We start from the raw sequence: 17,351 nt of genomic DNA on the forward strand, positions 1-17,351 counted from the left end.
TTACAGTCTCGGCTCGGATATCTCAGTCTAACAACCACATCCTTTGGAATGAGGTCTATGAGAATTATAAACTGGTATCTACTTTAAAGCGTTCGCCGTATTTAGATTCAAACGTCTTAAATAAGGTTTCCAGTTTATCTTTACCAAAATCATTAGCATAATTCATAGGACCACCACGGAATGGAGCAAAACCTGTTGCAAAGATCATTCCGGCATCTAATAAATCAGAATCCTCAACTACTCCTTCACGCAAACATGCAGCAGCTTCATTGACCATTCGTAAAATTAATCTGTCTGCAATTGTTTTATCAACATGAGCAGGTGCCTTCTTCTTAATTATTTTGCCGTTTTTATATTTATAAAAGCCTTCTCCGGTTTTTCGTCCCAATTTACCGTTTTTAACCAAATCACGTAATTTTTGCGGTATGGTGCCACCAAAATGACTGGTCAGATTTTCAGCTACCGCCAGACAAACATCCATTCCTACTGTATCAGCAAGCTCAACAGGTCCCATAAACATACCAAATTGTAATGCCGCTTCATCGATAGTCTCTGCGCTATATCCTTCATCCAATAATTGCACACATTCCATCAAATAAGGCATGAGTACTCTGTTTATTAAAAACCCGGGACTTGATTTGACTGGTAAAGGCAACTTGCCAATTTGATTTACAAATGAACAAGAATGTTGCTGGACTTTTTTTGCAGTGGATGAACTACTGACTACTTCTACCAAATCCATTTTAGCAACTGGATTAAAGAAATGGATACCCACCAAACGCTCTGGTTGACTCATTACACTGCTAATCTCATCGAGCGGAATGCTGGATGTGTTTGTTGCTATAATAGCCTCTTTCTTGGCATTTTTTTCTACAGTTCTCATTATTTCCTGTTTAACAGCCAAATTCTCGAAAACTGCTTCAATAATGACATCAGCTCGTTTGATTCCATACCCATCAGGGTCAGGTATTAATCTGTCCAGTGCAGCCTGAATCAATCGTGGTTTACGTAATTTCTTTCGATATAAATTATGTGCTCTACCTATCGCAGGAGCAATTTGCTCATAAGATTTATCCTGTAAGGTAACATGAAGACCGCGTAGTGCACACCAGGCAGCAATATCTCCCCCCATAACACCTGCACCGATAACATGTACATGAGTTGCTTTGAAATGACTATCTTTGGCAAACCCTTTTAAGCGCTCGCGTAGCAAAAAAGCTCTTATCAGGTTCTTGGCTGTCTCACCTTGAGATACAAGTTTTTCTATAGAATCTGCTTCTTTTAGATAAGCTCTATCACCAATACCCCCCTCCTTTTCCCACAAATCAATTACTGCATAGGGTGCGGGATAATGTTCTTTACGAACTCGTTTGGCTACATTGTAACGCAATAAATAAGCTATCGGTTTTCTAAATATCGTGCTATTAGTTAAGTTTTCAATGAATGATGGTCTGTGTTTAGGAGGTTTATTTTTGATAAAATAAATAGCAGCTCTTTTTAGTTGACGAACCGGAACAACTTCATCGATCATTCCTAAACTTTTAGCTTTTGTGGAAGGTATTGCGTTACCAGTCAATATTACTTGTGATAACGCTTTAAACCCACCTATTAATTGCGGCAAGCGTACAGTGCCACCCCACCCTGGATGAATACCTAACATCACTTCAGGCAAACCAATACGGGTATCTTTGTCATCAGTAGCAATTCGATAGGTACAAGATAGTGCCAACTCATAACCACCACCCATGCAAAAGCCATCAATCATCGCCACAGTAGGAATAGATAAAGCTTGTAACCGCGCGAATACAGTTTGTCCTTTCTGCAAAAAGCTTACTGCTTGAGAGGAATTCTCAAATTGAGAAAAAGCATTGACATCAGCACCTGCAATAAATCCTTTTTCCTTAAGTGAATAAATGACAAGTCCTATTGCCTTTTTATCATGGGATATTTCATGCAATAAACTGTTCAACTCATCCAATACTTCTTCATTAATGCTATTAACTGCGGCATCTCTTCTATTTAGACCCAGCCAAAGTATAGCCTCATTATCTCGTTGCAAATCCCAATGTTTATAATTATTCATGTCCTTTCACCTCGGTAACTCGTTCAAGATACATAGCGCCTCCCTGGCCTCCTCCTATACAAATTGCAGCTATACCTCGTGACTCATTTCTTTGTTCTAACGATTTGAGAACATGTAATACGATACGAGCACCACTGGCTCCAATCGGATGGCCTAAGGCAATGGCACCTCCGTCTCGATTAAGTCGCTCCAATGATGGAGCCCCTAATGCTCCCTTAAGCCCAAGCTGTGTTTTGCAATATTCATCATCATTCCATGCTGCCAGGCACCCCAAAACTTGTGCTGCAAACGCCTCATTAATTTCCCAACAATCCAAATCCTGAGGTTTCAAATTATGTCTTTCTAATATTGGTGTTACGGCGTGGACCGGCCCCAAACCCATTTGAGATGGATCTAACGCAGCCCATTGCGAATCTACTATGCGACCTAAAACAGGTAAATCGTATTTTTTTACAGCTTCTGCACTAGCCAATAATAATAGACAAGCACCATCAGTTATCTGCGAACTATTCCCTGGAGTAACCATGCCATACTTTCTATCAAAAAAAGGTTTTAGTTTTGATAGTTTCTCAGCTGTAGAATCTACTCTAATACCATCATCCTGAGGATAAATATGCCCCTTGGAATCTATAATTGGAATCACTTCTGACATTCTATTTTCTACATAGGCCTGAGCTATTCTCAAGTGACTTTGATTAGCAAACTCATCCATTTGCTCTCTGGTAATATTAAACCTATAAGCAACCTTCTCGGCTGTTTGCCCCATATTTAATCCAACTATAGGATCTGTAAGCCCTCTGAGTAAAGCAATTACTGGCGCTAAATAAGAAGGTCTAAATTTTGTAATCAAACCTAACTTTTGTCCCACACTTTTAGCCGCAAACCAGCCAGCAAGCCAGGAAGCCATTTTTTCATTAAATAATAAAGGGGCATGACTCATGGCATCTGTGCCACCTGCCAGAACTAAATTACTACGGCCGGTAGCAATCTGAACTGCCGCATTATCCAATGCCTGCATACCTGAAGCGCAATTTCTCATAACCGTAAATGCTGGTACTTTATCACCACACCCCAAACGCAGCGCTACCACCCTGGCAATATTTGCTTCATCTGGGCCTGGCATTGCACTACCAATAATCACTTCATCAAGTACATCTGGAGAAAATGGTTGACGGTTTAGCAAAGCCGTTCCTGCCGCTACAGCTAAATCTGAGCCAGAAAACGGGCCTACTCCTTTTGCTTTAAGAAATGGAGTTCGACTTCCATCGACTACATAAACGTCACGACCATTTAAATTCGACTGGTGTTTCATTAGTCCTCCTTGTTAGGGCCACTCTATGTATGGGGCTATACCTAAATCAATAAACTCAAAGATTATCAGCATTCTTTATATTTTGAAATCTTAAGATGATTTTTTGATGAAATTTAGTTATTAAAATTAACCAAGCGAAAGATAATACATTGATTTTATAAATTATTCATTACTCGATCGCATTCGTTTTTCATTGTAATTAGTCTTTATTGTTTCTCTTAAAGAAATCAACTCATCTTTTTGATTCTTTATATTAATTGTAGCTAATTCATCAAGGATTGCTTCTACTGTTAAAAGATCGCCTTTGTATATCTTCCTCACAATGTCATTGACTTCTTTTATATAATTTTGATGGTTTTTTTTGGTGAATAATGAGCCTGTTTTGCATGATTTTTTGATTGTATAATCTTCTAATAACGAACAGATTTTTATTATTTCCTGATTATGTCTGGGCAAGCCCTGCAATTTTAGAGGTGGCACGAACACCAGATTTATCTTGAAGTTATCTGGTAACTGAGTTTTATTGTGAAATCTCTGACTCCATATTGACCTTTTCAAGAGTCTGTTTAACGATAAGATAAAAGCATCAAACCATTCATCCTTACCTTTGTAAGGCAAAAGATATTGATGCAGACTTGAAATGATGGTTTGCTGGTCATTCACACGGTTTAACAAATCCGTGAATACGTCTACCACATTTTTAAATCTTAGATTTACGACAAAATTCAATTTTATAAGAGCTTGTTTTTCAAGTAGTTTCAGTTCCTCTATTTTAGCAAGATATTCTATCTGTTTTTTAATTTTAAATGGATCCTCAACCTGTTTAAACTGAAGAAATGGGGTAACTTCTGGATGTTGTCTTATACCTTGCAAGTAATCCTTTCTAAACCTTGCCAAATCCTCTTCAACGCGTAATTCTTGCAATATTTTTTCATCAGACAAAATTTCAACAAAATCCGAGCAATAAATAGCCAAGTCATCTGTAACTTTGGCGAAAAGTATCATGATGCCCAAGCAGTATTTAGCAAATTCAGATAGAGAAATGTTTTGATCTTGATGGTCTTTTGAATAGTTATATAGAGTAATAATAAAACCAAAAATAAATTCCGGCTCAAGTTCCTCTTTATCGGAAAATTCCTTTTTGAACAATTTAACCAGATGACCTATAAATGAAATTGCCCTGTCTTTATCAGATGCGCAAATTTTACCAGCCAAATACTCTAACAAACGCTCATACCACATAATAGGTTTTAAATCCTTTTAATTTAATAATGTAATAACACAGTTCCACTTTAAAAAAAATACAATGGCATTTTTATGGGCATTGATGATATTAATTACGCTCAATTTTGAATTTCACTACTTTCTGCAGAGAGAATTATTGACGCCCGTCAAATACCTGTTATACTCCGCTACCATTGATTGGAGAGATGGCCGAGTGGTCGAAGGCGCTCCCCTGCTAAGGGAGTATGGGAGAAATCCCATCGAGGGTTCGAATCCCTCTCTCTCCGCCAATCAACGCGCCCGTAGCTCAGTTGGATAGAGTATCTGGCTACGAACCAGGGGGTCGGAGGTTCGAATCCTTCCGGGCGCGCCATTTTAAATAACTCATAGAACATAAATCTCTTCAGAGCAAAAATGGGGTCTTTCCCAATCACATGTGCACCTTTCCCAAGTTAATTCATATGGAGTATCATCTAAAATGAGTACTTTTTCACAACTTGATGCCTCGGACTCAGAAGGTAATCCATTTACGGAATTACAAACTTCCTTATTGAAAGGATTTGTTGGGTTCGATAGCGATGAACCAATAATTAACGATCACGCGGAGTTTCAAAATATTCCAGAATCCGAAGCCAATCCACTTACGGAACTGCAAATTTCCTTACTGAAAGGATTTGTTGGATTCGATAGCGATGAACCAATAATTAACGATGATATGGGGTTTCAAAATAACCCAGAATCCGAAGCCAATCCACTTACGGAACCGCAAATTTCCTTATTGAGAGGATTTATTGGGTTTGAAAGCAATGAACCAACAATTAATGATTACGATAAATCTACAACCAAATGGCATGAGTACCTAAAGAAAACAAGTTTTTGCAAAATAGCAGAACGCATTAGTAAAGGTGAAAAAGAATTGGCCGACATAAAGGAAGAATTAAAAAGGTGTAATGACCGGTACCGAGATCTAATAGAAAAACAGGATAGAGTAATAGAAATATTTGCAAAGAATAATCGCTATCGTTTTCATGTGCCTAAAGTCCCAGAACAAGGCAATATGACGCTTACAGATTCGATTGAAATCTTGCCACAGAATCGACGTATTTAACCTAGGCATTTTGGCAAATGTTTTCATGTCATCTAGCATATTTAAAAATTGGGGGATCATTTTTTTACGCCAATCTTTATTCATAGCTTTGTGTAAGAGCAACGCATGAATAAGTTTAGCAATTTCTCAACATGTGTAAAATATGCAATAATTATTCTTAATTTAATTATTTGGCGTTTTTATGAGATCTAAAGAAGATTCAGCTATTAGCTTGCCACAAGATTCTGAGGAGAATATCGAGGAATCAACTAAAAAAATATATCTTTTAGATGTCCCAGATTATATTTCTGATACAGCAAAGACTATTGTTGATAATGCTTTTCAAAATTATAATCAAGTTGGTTTTCATATTACCAATAAAAAGCCTCCTTCCTGGTTAGTTACAAAAGAAAAGTGGTTTCTTAAAAAGCGATCCTTTGAGGATAATAAGAGTAAAAATTTTTTTATTGCAGGTTTGCCATTTTGTATTAAAAATAATGGAGAGATATTTGATGAAACTTTTGATTTTACTTATTTAATTACTGATAAGTTGATAAAGTATTCATATCCTTTGTATGTACAAGATCCACAAAGTAAAGTGATGGTCTTTTATTCTCTTTCTGATGCACGTCAATTTGTTCGGGCTAATCGTATTGGTAATCTATATTCTGAAGATGAATGTTTTCAGTCTGCAATTTATGAAGTACAAATATTAGACCAAAACAAAACGTCTTCTCTTAAACAAGGGATAACAACCATTAAAGAATCCATTCCGGATGAAATTAACTTTGAGAGCAATAGCAGCATTATTTACTTAGAAACTTCATTAGATAATTTGAAACCTATTTCAGCGAGACTGTGTATTGATAATTTAAATGGGAATTATGAGCACCATGAAATTTCAATGATTGAGGTTGCACAAAGTACATTAACTATTGATTATAAAAGTTAATTGAATATTTTTTTAATGATATATAACATACTCATTTAAAGTAAATACCGATAATCAAAATCAATTTTCTCTGCAATTAATTTGGCTTTTTTTTGCCGATAAGGTGGATAATAACTTCCTTCGATTCATTTTTTCCTTGTCCTTTCCAGTTTCATCATCAAATGAAGTACCAACCGTTATTGACTGAGTAAGCCAAAGATCTGGTATGGAAAAACTTATAAAACCCTTCCAAGGAGTAAGCTAATCTTGCCTCAATGGCGTGTTATCAATTACCAACTTAAAGAAAAAGAACCATTGACCATGACGAACCAAAGCGAAAAGTCTTTTGATAGGCGTTATCATAGCTTGATGTATTTAAAGCAAATTAAAGGGGTAATTGTCCCCCCCCCCCCCCCCGTGGACTAAAAACTTATCACCCAGCAATGCTTTGCTCATCTCATGATTATTTTGATTGTTTTATACTCAGCAACCGCATATAATTCTGCATATATTTATTACATATTGAGAGAAATTTACGAAAGCCATAAGCTCTTCGTTGAATCAATTTCATCTTTCGATGAAAGCATTCAGTAATGCCATTAGACTTTCTAAAACGCCACATACGTACTATCTTTTCTTTCCATAGACAGAATGTTTTTCCAAGAGCCACAAAGCTTTAAATGGACTATTTTTCATGTCATCCAGCATATTTAAAAATTGGGGGATCATTTTTTTACGCCAATCTTTATTCATGGCTTTGTGTAAGAGCATGTTGCTGGAACTGATATATAGCATTTATAGCCGGATTGTCTTCAAGAAATACATCACGCTTAAGTTTTCGTTGAGGCGTCAATCCATCTGGTCGTGTACGCAGCAAAGCCAATATGCCCCGCTTCCTTTTTATTTGGCTCGATAGTTCGTGGTAGGTCATCATACATTGAAGTTGAAGGAGGCGTATGACATGAAAGCGGTCGGCCACTATTTTTGCATTGGGAAAATGTTTTGACGATGGAACGGTAAGTACTACTTAGATCCATGAAACTACTTTAACTCGTTCCTTCCCTATTAGAGAAGCAAGATAACTGGAAAGGTCTGCTTCGCTCCTTCCTTTAACTAAGATAGATACCTTGGGTAACAAAAACCAGAGTTTCTCGTAACTATTTGATTTCATTTAGCTTAAAAATATGACAGAAGTGAACCAAGGGCTCGAAAAAAATTGATTAACTCAAATTGGGTATATCTACCCATACACAATCTAAAGTTCATTTAATAATAATTTCTTACCATAAAGTTTATTTCTATTTCTTTTTATTCCTGTGGAGTCATCATGAAAGCATATCAGATAAACCATAAAAAAAAGGCGGATCTAGATAGGGAATTTAGCCAAATTCCTTCTGAAACTACTTACCTTATTTTAGATGATGACATAGTCACTGATCAATTTCCCAATTATAATGAATTGGTTGAGTGTTTTTCTACTCTGAGCAATCTAACCAAACTGACTCATCTTCGTTTAACAAATGCAAGGTACCTTGATGAACTAAGTGGAGAAGAGTTAGCTAATATATTCGGTCTTCTCCCACAAAATTTGACTCATCTGGATTTAAGTTTTAATGACTTTAAAAGACTCAGTGGTGAGGAATTAGGCAACGTTTTCGCTAGTCTTCCTAAAAACCTGACTCATCTGGATTTAAATCACACTAAATTTAACCATCTAAATCGTGAGGAATTGTATAGTGCTTTTTCCAAACTACCTCCGAACCTGACTCACCTTAACTTGAAAGTTTGGGGGGAAGATACTCGGGAGCAAACCTTAGAGAAATTCACTAACCTTTTCGCCGCCATTCCAAAATCAGTTGCTCACCTTAGTTTGAGTAACAGTATCTGGCATCCCCTAAGTCTTAAAGAATGGGCTCAATGTTTGCAAGCTATTCCTGAAAACGTAACCTCTATTGATTTGTCAAATATCTACTTAGATAGAATCAATCCTAAATATTTAATAAATCTCGAGTCGTCCTTACCTCATGTTAATACTGTTTATTTAAGTATCGATGAAATTAAATCCATACCCCAAGAGGATCGGGGTAAATTAGGTATGATGTTCTCCAATGCAAAAAATATTGTTTTCCTTAATTCTGCCAATAAAGAAATAGAAGCCCCTGCGTATTATAAAGAACAAATTTTGGCGCATGAACATCCTTTGAAGCAAGAGCGTCAAAAAGAATTGGAACATCAAAAAGAATTGGAACGTCAAAAAAGCCAACAAAGAGAAAGTAAAATAAATAATACCATCAAGAAAATTGATAGTATTATTACAGAGCTTGTTCTCAAAATAGACCGAGTAGATCAACATAAATACAAAAAAGCACATAAGGCTTCTACGACACTTTTAACCAACTTGATAGCTGCTCGTAATGTTTATGAGGATAATCTAAGACTAAGAGCTAATAACATTCCTCATGAAGAAGCTAAAAACCAATTCAAATTCGCTTGTAAAAAAGCAATAAATGATGCCAAACCAGTTTTAGAAAAAGATTTAGGTTGGAGTGACTACCTGAAGAACCTACTAAAAAGCTTGGTTAACGCAGTGATTACCTTTGCTACGCTTGGTTCACGCCAGGGCATCTTCTCATATGCACGTCCAGAGTCTGTAAAAGCCGTGGAAAAAGCTGCAGAAGATTTAGAGGTTAATAAAAAAAATACCCTTTACTAGTAGCGTCCTGTTTGTCTATGAATGGCGACTGAGAATACAAACAATGTGGCCGATAAACGGAAACTAGTTATGCGATCTTATATATATTTTGGATATTGAGCTGTGCTAACAGCTCAAACAACAAAATTTGATTCGAGTCTAAGCCTCTATCTGAAGAAATATGCCTTAGAGGCTAATGAAAAAGAAGTGCAAAAGCAGGAACAAGATAAAGTGCAAAAAGCTCAAGATAAAAATTCTTCAAAACAATCTGTATCAACAGATTTTCCTTGTGAATGAAATCAAGTTTATCTGCATCTTTGGCTATACTTAATAATAGGAGCGAGTAAGAAGCACAGGCAATAGACTAATGGATGAAAATGTTTTAGAAAATTTTATGAGGCAATCTCATCTTATCAATGATTTGTGTGAACCATTGTTATTGAAATATGGAGTGAATTTTTTCAGGTACATGGAAATTGACGAAAGTGGCGATTTCATTGGTTTAATCAATAATCTCAAATATTACGAATATGCCGCTTCTCAAATGCAAAAAAATGACCTCTTTCTTTCCGCCCCGTTATGGTCGATAAAGCAATATCCTCAAAGTGGGACCTACTTGTCTTATCTGCGTGACTCAAATGGACCTGAAATTTTACAGGAAGTTGCTAGAAAATTTGGAATTGGCAATTTTTTTACGATAGTTAACAAGGAAGTGACTAAGGAAGGGATTTTAATTAAGATTTTCGTTTATGGAACAGACATTAATAATATAAATATTAACCAATATTACTTAAGAGATCTCAAATTATTTCAGGAGTTCAGTCAGTATTTCAATAAACGTATGCTGCGTTTATTAAGTACTATGGACAAGGCTTCACCGAGTCGGCATTTGACTGCTGATATTAATCAAGCGGTTTATAATTTTGATTGGGATAAAGAGACTTTAGAGACAATAAACGTCAAGGATAAAATAATAAAAATTAAACACGAAATAAGGACATTGAATTTGACGAAAAGAGAGCAGCAGATTATTGGTGAATACATGAAAGGATTAAATCATAGAGAGACAGCAGGCAAATTATTCATCTCGAAAAAAACTGTTGAAAGACATTTTGAGAATATTAGAGCCAAGTTAAATTGTAGCACCAAAGATGAAATAGTATCTAAATTAATGGACAAAGGGTATTTTTATATAGAAGAATCATAGCATGCTGCCTAACCACGTGGAATAAGTAGCTATTGACTCCGGAGTCCTCCCGGAGGATTTGTAAACCGATTAGATATGATGTTCGAAATTAATTTTTACAGTCAAAGACAGCCCTTGTCAGTATTTCCTGGATCAATTGATCGTAATTACCCATGATCGATTCCCTGTCCCTCTATATTAACCGGTAATTCCGATAAGACTTACTATTTTATAGGACCGTTTCTGCCCATTTTAGTTTTTCAAAAAGCAACAGGCAGTTATTAATAAGCCATAGCCACCAAGGGGTGGGGAGAGAATCTCTCTCAAGTAAAAGTATATAAATGATTGTCGCATTTAAAGTTAGAATGCTCCTCCAGAATTCCTCGTAACTATTTGATTTTATTTAACTTACAAATATGACAGAAGTGATTAAGGCTTCGAAAAAATATTGGTTAACTCAAATTGCGTATATCTACCCATACACAATCTAAAGTTTATTTAATAATAATTTCTTACCATAAAGTTTATTTATTTCATAAAATTTTAGGAGATATTGAATGTTAAGCCAAGAAGAAATCCGTGAAACCTTAAGACAACAAATGGCGCAAAATAATGAATCAGGAAATTCAGTAGATTTTTCATTTTCAGATGCTGAACTTGATGCAATTGCGACAAAAAAATTAATGTCTAAAATCAAACTTGGTGATCCATATAGAAAAGAACGCAAGACTGAGAGATTGGTTGCTGCCTTAAAAAATGACGTGGTGAAAGCTAATCTGCATAATAATTCATTTTTTTCTCATCCCGATTTTAAGCTTCTGTATTTAACAGCTAAACAGCAACGCATCAATACGATCCGTAATACCGATGAAGGTCGATTTACTACTCAGCACGGGAATTTACTTAATGGCAGGTACATCTACATCATCAAGGATAATTTTGAAATTGTTGCGAAACCATATGATGAAAAAACCCATCATTCTTATCTTGCAAATGGTAAGAAGGTTAGAGGGGCAGGATTTATGGTTTTTGAGAATGGGAATTTGAAAATCATTGATAATGATAGCGGTCATTATAAACCCAAACTCCATGAAATGATGGCGTTTCTATACTACCTTAATGAAAAGGTCGATTATAGAATATTATTTAAAGATTACAGTAACATAGCTAAACATTATATTTCTAACTATTGTTTATCTGAATTAGTGGCCTCCTATAAAAATAATAAAGAAAATTTACTAGAATTGGAGACAAGATCCGAGCGAGAAGAATGTCTCAATCTAAAATGCGTCAATTATCAGAATATAGATGAGCGTTTTGAGCAAATCGTCGAAATTGAAAAAATGCTAAGAATAAATTTGAATTACCGCCTGTTAACCATACCAAAACCAGCTTGTCCTTATACTACGGTTTCAGCACGGAATTTACGAGGTGTCTAAGTATTGAATAAATAACTAATAGCTCGAATGAAAAGCTATACTAAGGCTGTAATGGATTTAGAAAATGTCAAAGCAAAACTCTCAGCCCAGGTTTATCATCAAGAATCAAGAAATCAAGAGCTCTCCTTAAGGAACTCTTGAATATTTTTTACTGTTAATTTCCCCTTGGCGATAAGTGCTTCTCTTGTATTAAATCCAATGTGTGGTGTAGCAATAAGATTAGGCGCATCAAGAAGACCGTAATTGATTGGTAATGGTGGTTCACTATCAAATACATCTAACGCAGCACCCGCAATCAAGCGTTGCTCTAGTGCCTGCTTTAAATCGTCACTAATCACAATGGGTCCTCTGGCACAATTAATCAAATAAGCCGTTTTTTTCATTTTTGACAAAAGTCTTAAACTGACCATCCCTCTTGTTTCATTGCTAAGTGGTACATGCAGAGTCACAAAATCAGATTGTGAAAATACATTTTCTAATGTTAATTGAGATTTTCTATCATACACTAATGTTTGCATTTGAAACGCTTTGGCAAGTCTTGCAACCTCCAAACCGATCGCCCCAAACCCTACAATACCTAAGACTTTATTTTTCAATTCAACTCCGGTATTGCTTGCGGCTTGTTGCCTTATGTTCCGATTATTATCAGGAATATTACGTGCAAGAGAAATCATAAGTCCAAACACCAACTCAGCGACGGCTGTATTGGCATAGCCCCCTGCATTTTTTACAGGAATTTGCCTTTTTTCCTTTGCATTCATATCAATATGATCGATTCCTGAAAATGCTACAGCAATAAATTTTAATTTCCCCGCCGAATCGATGACATCAGCAGATAGATGTCGATTTGTTAACGCAATTATTTCAACATCTTTTATAAATTCACTTAATTGCTCATCATTCCAGTTGCGGCTATCACATTCCAGAATCTTATGAGCCGATAATTCAGACCTAATTTCTTCAATGGGGATGCCTATTGGTTCAATAACGGCTATTTTCATGTTTAATCCTTTAAACTTGTATCCTAATGAAATAGATAATTACTATATGTAATAAGTAACAAATAAGTATATAAATAATTATCAATAAATAAAAAACAGCATGGCGTTTATAAATTATAGAAAAATCAGAGCTCATGATTTGTAGATTTTTTAGAAATTTTCTCATATTTCATATCCATTTATCCCACGCCTCTATACCTTCCTTAATAGAATCTTATTTTTGTAATAAATCTGGATAAATTCCACAAAAGAATTTATTTTCTTCAATCATAGGTGTTTATTTTATAACTATAATCAAAAGGATTTTTATGAATCATCGCAAACTATCCAATGGTGAATTAAAACCGCTTTCTGATCTTATCAATGTACTAGGATTTACACCCTTTTTTAAGGGTGAGTTTACTTTAGAGGGTAAAGATCCACTTTTGAGATCCCCCCATCGATTAGGTGAGGCAGTGAGTTATGTGTTAGGGCTAGATGCTATTGCAGCAGCTGCTGTATGGAAATATCGTACAAATCAGGACAATGATATTCATATAAAAATGGAAGATGCCATTCACTATTTACATCCGACACATTTTATCTGGCAAAATGGTTATAAATTAGAGTTGGGTGCTGAAACTGTACCAACCAATGGCTTATTTAAATGCAAAGATAATCAATTTGTCATGATTGAGTCTGGCCCCCCTTACCGAAAACTTGAACAAGGTTATTTAAATTTTTTTAATTGCGGTAACAATCGTGAAGCGATTGCAGACGTGATTTTAAATTGGAATTCTTTTGAATTACAAGAAAAGTTATCAGAACTTGGTTTGCCTTGTTGTATTGCAAATACTCAAGAAGAATGGCTTAACCATCCACAAGGAAAAATCCTTGCAGTAACTCCAGTTATCGAAATAGAGAAAATCAAGAATGGAGAACCTTATGGTTTAAGCCCGAGAGCTCAATCACCTCTGGAAAACATTAATGTGTTAGATTTTACGCATGTTCTGGCAGGACCTAGAAGTACTTATTCACTAGCGGAATTTGGCGCGAATGTTCTGCATGTTTCTTCACCTTATCATCGTGATACTTTAGTACAGGATTTTGCAGTAAATGCAGGAAAAACAAATGCCTATCTCGACTTAAATACTACTAGAGATGCCAATAAAATGCGTGAATTATTATTAGAAACAGATGTGTTTGCCAATTCCTATCGTCCGTCTGTTGTTGAGGCGTTTCAACTCAGTGCAGAGGATATTGCAAAAGAGTCAACAAGAGGTATTATTTACCTGTCAATTAATACTTACGGGCATAAAGGACCATGGCGAAATAGACCAGGGTTTGATCAGCTTGGCCAAGTAACCACTGGATTCGCAATGAAAGAAGGAGGAACTGTCGGCCCAAAATTTTCTCCCGTATTTTATTTAACCGACTTGATCACTGCTTATCTAGCAGTGGCCGGAGTAATGTCTGCCCTTTTGAAACGTGCAATAGATGGTGGTAGTTACCATGTTAAAGTGTCATTATCTCGTAGTGCAATGTGGGTTCAAGATTTAGGTTATATTCAGCCGGAGAAGTTTATGCAGGCCCCTGAGCAAGATGATTATCCAGTAAATTTGCTTACAGAAGAGAGTCCTTACGGAAAAATTACCCGTCTTGCCCCTCCCACCAAGTTCACTTCTATGCCTTCTATTCAGATGAAACCAGTTGTGCCTTTCGGTTCTCAATATCCAGCTTGGTAGATTTTGAACATTATGTAAAACCAATGTGGTTGGATAATGACATTTTATTGTCTGTTTGTAGGAAGGTTCCATTCCTTCACTTAGCCTGAACCAAAATTAAACCCATGACCACTTTTGGTTTCCTGAGGAAGCTCGTTCAAAATCTTTTTAGCGTTAATGTTTAAAGATTTGAAGAGCATACTACTCCGTTTTTCCCCGAGTATCACTTCGTTATTTGTCGTTATTATCACTTTTGGCTTATTTGTAGTAGCACCTTCTAGTGATCCAGCAAAAATTTGAGCGCTCTGGTAATCTGGAAATTTTAATTTAATAACATATTGTTTTGGATTCTTTAAATCCTCTGTGATAACAGCTGATTCAATTTTATTTGCACCAGTTAATGTCAGATTTTTTAACATTAATAAACCTTGTGAAGGAGGAGAAAAAAATCCGAAAGGAGGTGGTGTATGTAATAAAGTTGCTTTTTTAGAATGTTCTTCCCATAAATACGCTATAACAGGATCATTAAAAGTAATCATAGTCGGAGAAATCTGGCAACCAGGAATAGTACCATATGGAAAACAGGATGAAAAATTTGTTATCTGATTTTTATAATTTTGTGGATTAAGTGGAAATTGAGTTTTTTGTTGTTGTAATAATTCATACCAACGTTTCTTCAACGCATGATCATTAAGAACAATGATATCTTGCCCGGTTTGTGAAGAGGAAGTAATTCCTAAACCTTGAATAGATCCTTGTGTTGTTATATTCATGCAGCGTTTAAAAGTATCTAACCATAGCTGTGTGTAATTCCTGTCTATAGGAATTTGTACTGGTTGTAGCACTTTTTTGAGAATATTTATTTTTCGATCTACAGCAGCAAGATGTTCCACACCATTGCTTTTTTGTAAAAACTCACTATGCAAAGCCGCTAATTCGTGACCAATTAGCCCATGTACCAAATGTTTAATAGAAAAAATAGTACAGCTGCCTTCTTCCTGAAGATAACCTAGTTGATTTGCCACTGTAGATGTGTAAATTTTCTTTGGATCAACGGCATCTCTTGTAAAATAATTCAGTGGATAAGGATAGTGTTTTCCGCTTAAGAGTACTTTTATGTTATTTAGTCTAGTCCATTCCTTTGCTTCTGGTGTACCTGGAGTAGATGATGATTCACCATTTTGGCCTACTTGTGGTTGTCTATAAAAGAGCAATTGCCGCTCAGAAGAAATTAATTCTCGTAAAGTAAATTCCATTTCAGCTTGATACTTCCTAGGGTCAGTAAATGGATTTGTAGTACTTGGTACTAATTGATTGGAACTATTAAGAACAAAAGGATCTAATTTGGTAATATAAGTACCCCTACAGGTTTTGGAATGAAAATCGGGATCATGACATCCTGCACCCAAATTACTCTCTACTTTATAATATTCATAATGATGGGGAACTTGAGTAGGATCTGTTATTTGTTGTCCATTAGCCAAAACCCCAACTTTAATGATTCTGAACATGGCGGAATGATGAAACATGCCCCCAGCCTGAAATACAATCTCATCAGTTTCAGAGCGACCATAGTTATCAGGTAGAAAACGCAACATTTGATAATATTTATTTTTTCCTAATGGTACTTTGGGATGTCCATGTAAAATATTTGTCGTGTTCTCATTAATTAGAGTAAATAGGTTCGTTTGAATATTGGTAGGCAGGCTTGAAATTAGAGGCCAACCATTTTGAGTTGAGACTGTTTTTGAGGTTATAAGAGGGAAATAAATGCCACGCGTAAGATAATTGATGAAATTAGAATCCGTTTTTAAGCTTTGCTTTAAATTACCTTGATCATCGTAGGCAGCTAACATGTTAGAAGCGTAAATTAAACTATTATATTCCTGTTGAGTAAGGTTATCTTTATTTGTCTCTGCAAAAACTTGTAACGATAAAGCATAGGCACTACTTGCTTCGTATTCCGCATTATTAATACTATTATCATTGCTGTAATCTAAAGATAGTTTTTGCGCTTTATCGAGACGATCGTTCAATTTATGTTTTTGTATATAATCTTTTAATTTTTCTAAATGATCCAGCTGTTCCTGAAGAGCTATTACATCACTTCGTTTATAAATATTAGTGTTTTGATCATTATAATACATATCTCTCAATTGACTTAAAAATCCAGGGGGCATTTCTACGGTATATACATTGTTAATTACATCAAAACTCTCGCGCGGATAGTAGTTTGCAAATTTTTTCATAAATTCTTGCTTGGCTTGGAGAGTTTGAAATGTTAAATGAATATTTGGTAATTTCCTCTCATTGTATTGAGCAGTTGAATTGATGCCTAATCGCGAAAAGTATTGATCCCTGTTTTGTTGAAACATAAAAGCAGTAGGGAGATAACGAGAAGTTCTAGCAAATTCTTGATCAAGATATTGACATAATCGATTATAACTGTCTTTTGAAAAAGCTATACCTTGCACAGGCACATTGACGTAATATCCACCATAAGACTGTGCAAGAGAATCAAGTTGAACAGCGCCGCCAAAAGATGGTAATACTGTTATTGGAACAATTTTACCCTCTGTTATTGTTGATATCCCTAATTGCTTAATACACCATTCTTTAAAAAACATAATGAACTGGGACCTATCGAAATTTGTTATACAATTATAGCAAATTGTATAACATTATTTCTACGT

At 35.6% G+C, this 17,351-nt stretch carries 12 protein-coding genes, 2 tRNA genes and 1 pseudogene; 9 read left to right on the top strand and 6 right to left on the bottom strand.

Annotated elements, in window-relative coordinates; genetic code table 11:
• Positions 1-64: 64 nt before the first annotated feature.
• The 3 genes from ACZ5EK_RS08390 to ACZ5EK_RS08400 form a co-directional block, all read right to left on the bottom strand.
• Entirely contained in the window at positions 65-2,083 is a 2,019-nt protein-coding gene (locus ACZ5EK_RS08390) for a 3-hydroxyacyl-CoA dehydrogenase NAD-binding domain-containing protein (RefSeq protein ID WP_464429017.1), read from the bottom strand.
• Positions 2,076-3,395, bottom strand: a complete 1,320-nt coding sequence (locus ACZ5EK_RS08395; RefSeq protein ID WP_464429019.1) for an acetyl-CoA C-acetyltransferase — start codon at positions 3,393-3,395, stop codon at positions 2,076-2,078. Before ACZ5EK_RS08395 ends, ACZ5EK_RS08390 begins: the two co-directional genes overlap by 8 nt.
• A 162-nt stretch (positions 3,396-3,557) precedes the next feature.
• On the bottom strand, positions 3,558-4,637 hold the full coding sequence (locus ACZ5EK_RS08400; RefSeq protein ID WP_464429022.1) for a DUF5617 domain-containing protein: 1,080 nt from the start codon (positions 4,635-4,637) through the stop codon (positions 3,558-3,560).
• 182 nt (positions 4,638-4,819) lie between these two features.
• Between ACZ5EK_RS08400 and ACZ5EK_RS08405 the strand changes: the two genes are divergently transcribed.
• The 4 genes from ACZ5EK_RS08405 (at position 4,820) to ACZ5EK_RS08420 (ending at position 6,658) form a co-directional block, all read left to right on the top strand.
• A tRNA-Ser gene (locus ACZ5EK_RS08405) sits at positions 4,820-4,909 on the top strand.
• A 6-nt stretch (positions 4,910-4,915) separates the two neighbouring features.
• Positions 4,916-4,992 (top strand) — tRNA-Arg (locus ACZ5EK_RS08410).
• 105 nt (positions 4,993-5,097) lie between these two features.
• Positions 5,098-5,727 (top strand): hypothetical protein, encoded by a 630-nt coding sequence (locus ACZ5EK_RS08415; protein WP_464429025.1) that lies wholly within the window; start codon positions 5,098-5,100, stop codon positions 5,725-5,727.
• A gap of 181 nt (positions 5,728-5,908) precedes the next feature.
• A complete protein-coding gene (locus ACZ5EK_RS08420) occupies positions 5,909-6,658 on the top strand; it encodes a hypothetical protein (protein ID WP_464429027.1) in 750 nt (249 codons plus the stop codon).
• A 442-nt stretch (positions 6,659-7,100) separates the two neighbouring features.
• On the opposite strand, the pseudogene ACZ5EK_RS08425 reads toward ACZ5EK_RS08420, so the two are convergent.
• A pseudogene (locus ACZ5EK_RS08425) lies at positions 7,101-7,616 on the bottom strand (transposase).
• Positions 7,617-7,964: 348 nt separating this feature from the next.
• Here ACZ5EK_RS08425 and ACZ5EK_RS08430 point away from each other — a divergent pair.
• From ACZ5EK_RS08430 to ACZ5EK_RS08445, 4 genes are all read left to right on the top strand, one after another.
• The gene (locus tag ACZ5EK_RS08430) at positions 7,965-9,350 is read left to right on the top strand and encodes a leucine-rich repeat domain-containing protein (protein WP_464429030.1); all 1,386 of its coding nucleotides are present in this window, start codon (positions 7,965-7,967) and stop codon (positions 9,348-9,350) included.
• A gap of 102 nt (positions 9,351-9,452) precedes the next feature.
• A complete protein-coding gene (locus tag ACZ5EK_RS08435; RefSeq protein WP_464429032.1) occupies positions 9,453-9,626 on the top strand; it encodes a hypothetical protein in 174 nt (57 codons plus the stop codon).
• 70 nt (positions 9,627-9,696) lie between these two features.
• Entirely contained in the window at positions 9,697-10,536 is an 840-nt protein-coding gene (locus tag ACZ5EK_RS08440; protein WP_464429034.1) for a helix-turn-helix transcriptional regulator, read from the top strand.
• Between the two features lie 536 nt (positions 10,537-11,072).
• Entirely contained in the window at positions 11,073-11,954 is an 882-nt protein-coding gene (locus ACZ5EK_RS08445) for a hypothetical protein (protein ID WP_464429036.1), read from the top strand.
• Between the two features lie 113 nt (positions 11,955-12,067).
• On the opposite strand, the gene ACZ5EK_RS08450 is transcribed toward ACZ5EK_RS08445, so the two are convergent.
• Positions 12,068-12,955: an NAD(P)-dependent oxidoreductase gene (locus tag ACZ5EK_RS08450; RefSeq protein ID WP_464429039.1), complete on the bottom strand. Its 888-nt coding sequence runs from the start codon at positions 12,953-12,955 to the stop codon at positions 12,068-12,070.
• A gap of 308 nt (positions 12,956-13,263) precedes the next feature.
• Here ACZ5EK_RS08450 and ACZ5EK_RS08455 point away from each other — a divergent pair, with 308 nt between their 5' ends.
• Positions 13,264-14,679: a CoA transferase gene (locus ACZ5EK_RS08455; RefSeq protein ID WP_464429041.1), complete on the top strand. Its 1,416-nt coding sequence runs from the start codon at positions 13,264-13,266 to the stop codon at positions 14,677-14,679.
• A gap of 80 nt (positions 14,680-14,759) precedes the next feature.
• Here ACZ5EK_RS08455 and ACZ5EK_RS08460 read toward each other — a convergent pair whose 3' ends face one another.
• Entirely contained in the window at positions 14,760-17,285 is a 2,526-nt protein-coding gene (locus ACZ5EK_RS08460; protein WP_464429043.1) for a hypothetical protein, read from the bottom strand.
• Positions 17,286-17,351 lie beyond the last annotated feature (66 nt).

This window comes from Legionella sp. JM-2024 (assembly GCF_055389095.1).

Bases quoted from the DNA above. Each gene is read 5' to 3' on its own strand.
- ACZ5EK_RS08390 (WP_464429017.1), bottom strand. From the start codon at position 2,083: ATGAATAATTATAAACATTGGGATTTGCAACGAGATAATGAGGCTATA.
- ACZ5EK_RS08395 (WP_464429019.1), bottom strand. From the start codon at position 3,395: ATGAAACACCAGTCGAATTTAAATGGTCGTGACGTTTATGTAGTCGAT.
- ACZ5EK_RS08400 (WP_464429022.1), bottom strand. From the start codon at position 4,637: ATGTGGTATGAGCGTTTGTTAGAGTATTTGGCTGGTAAAATTTGCGCA.
- ACZ5EK_RS08415 (WP_464429025.1), top strand. From the start codon at position 5,098: ATGAGTACTTTTTCACAACTTGATGCCTCGGACTCAGAAGGTAATCCA.
- ACZ5EK_RS08420 (WP_464429027.1), top strand. From the start codon at position 5,909: ATGAGATCTAAAGAAGATTCAGCTATTAGCTTGCCACAAGATTCTGAG.
- ACZ5EK_RS08430 (WP_464429030.1), top strand. From the start codon at position 7,965: ATGAAAGCATATCAGATAAACCATAAAAAAAAGGCGGATCTAGATAGG.
- ACZ5EK_RS08440 (WP_464429034.1), top strand. From the start codon at position 9,697: ATGGATGAAAATGTTTTAGAAAATTTTATGAGGCAATCTCATCTTATC.
- ACZ5EK_RS08445 (WP_464429036.1), top strand. From the start codon at position 11,073: ATGTTAAGCCAAGAAGAAATCCGTGAAACCTTAAGACAACAAATGGCG.
- ACZ5EK_RS08450 (WP_464429039.1), bottom strand. From the start codon at position 12,955: ATGAAAATAGCCGTTATTGAACCAATAGGCATCCCCATTGAAGAAATT.
- ACZ5EK_RS08455 (WP_464429041.1), top strand. From the start codon at position 13,264: ATGAATCATCGCAAACTATCCAATGGTGAATTAAAACCGCTTTCTGAT.
- ACZ5EK_RS08460 (WP_464429043.1), bottom strand. From the start codon at position 17,285: ATGTTTTTTAAAGAATGGTGTATTAAGCAATTAGGGATATCAACAATA.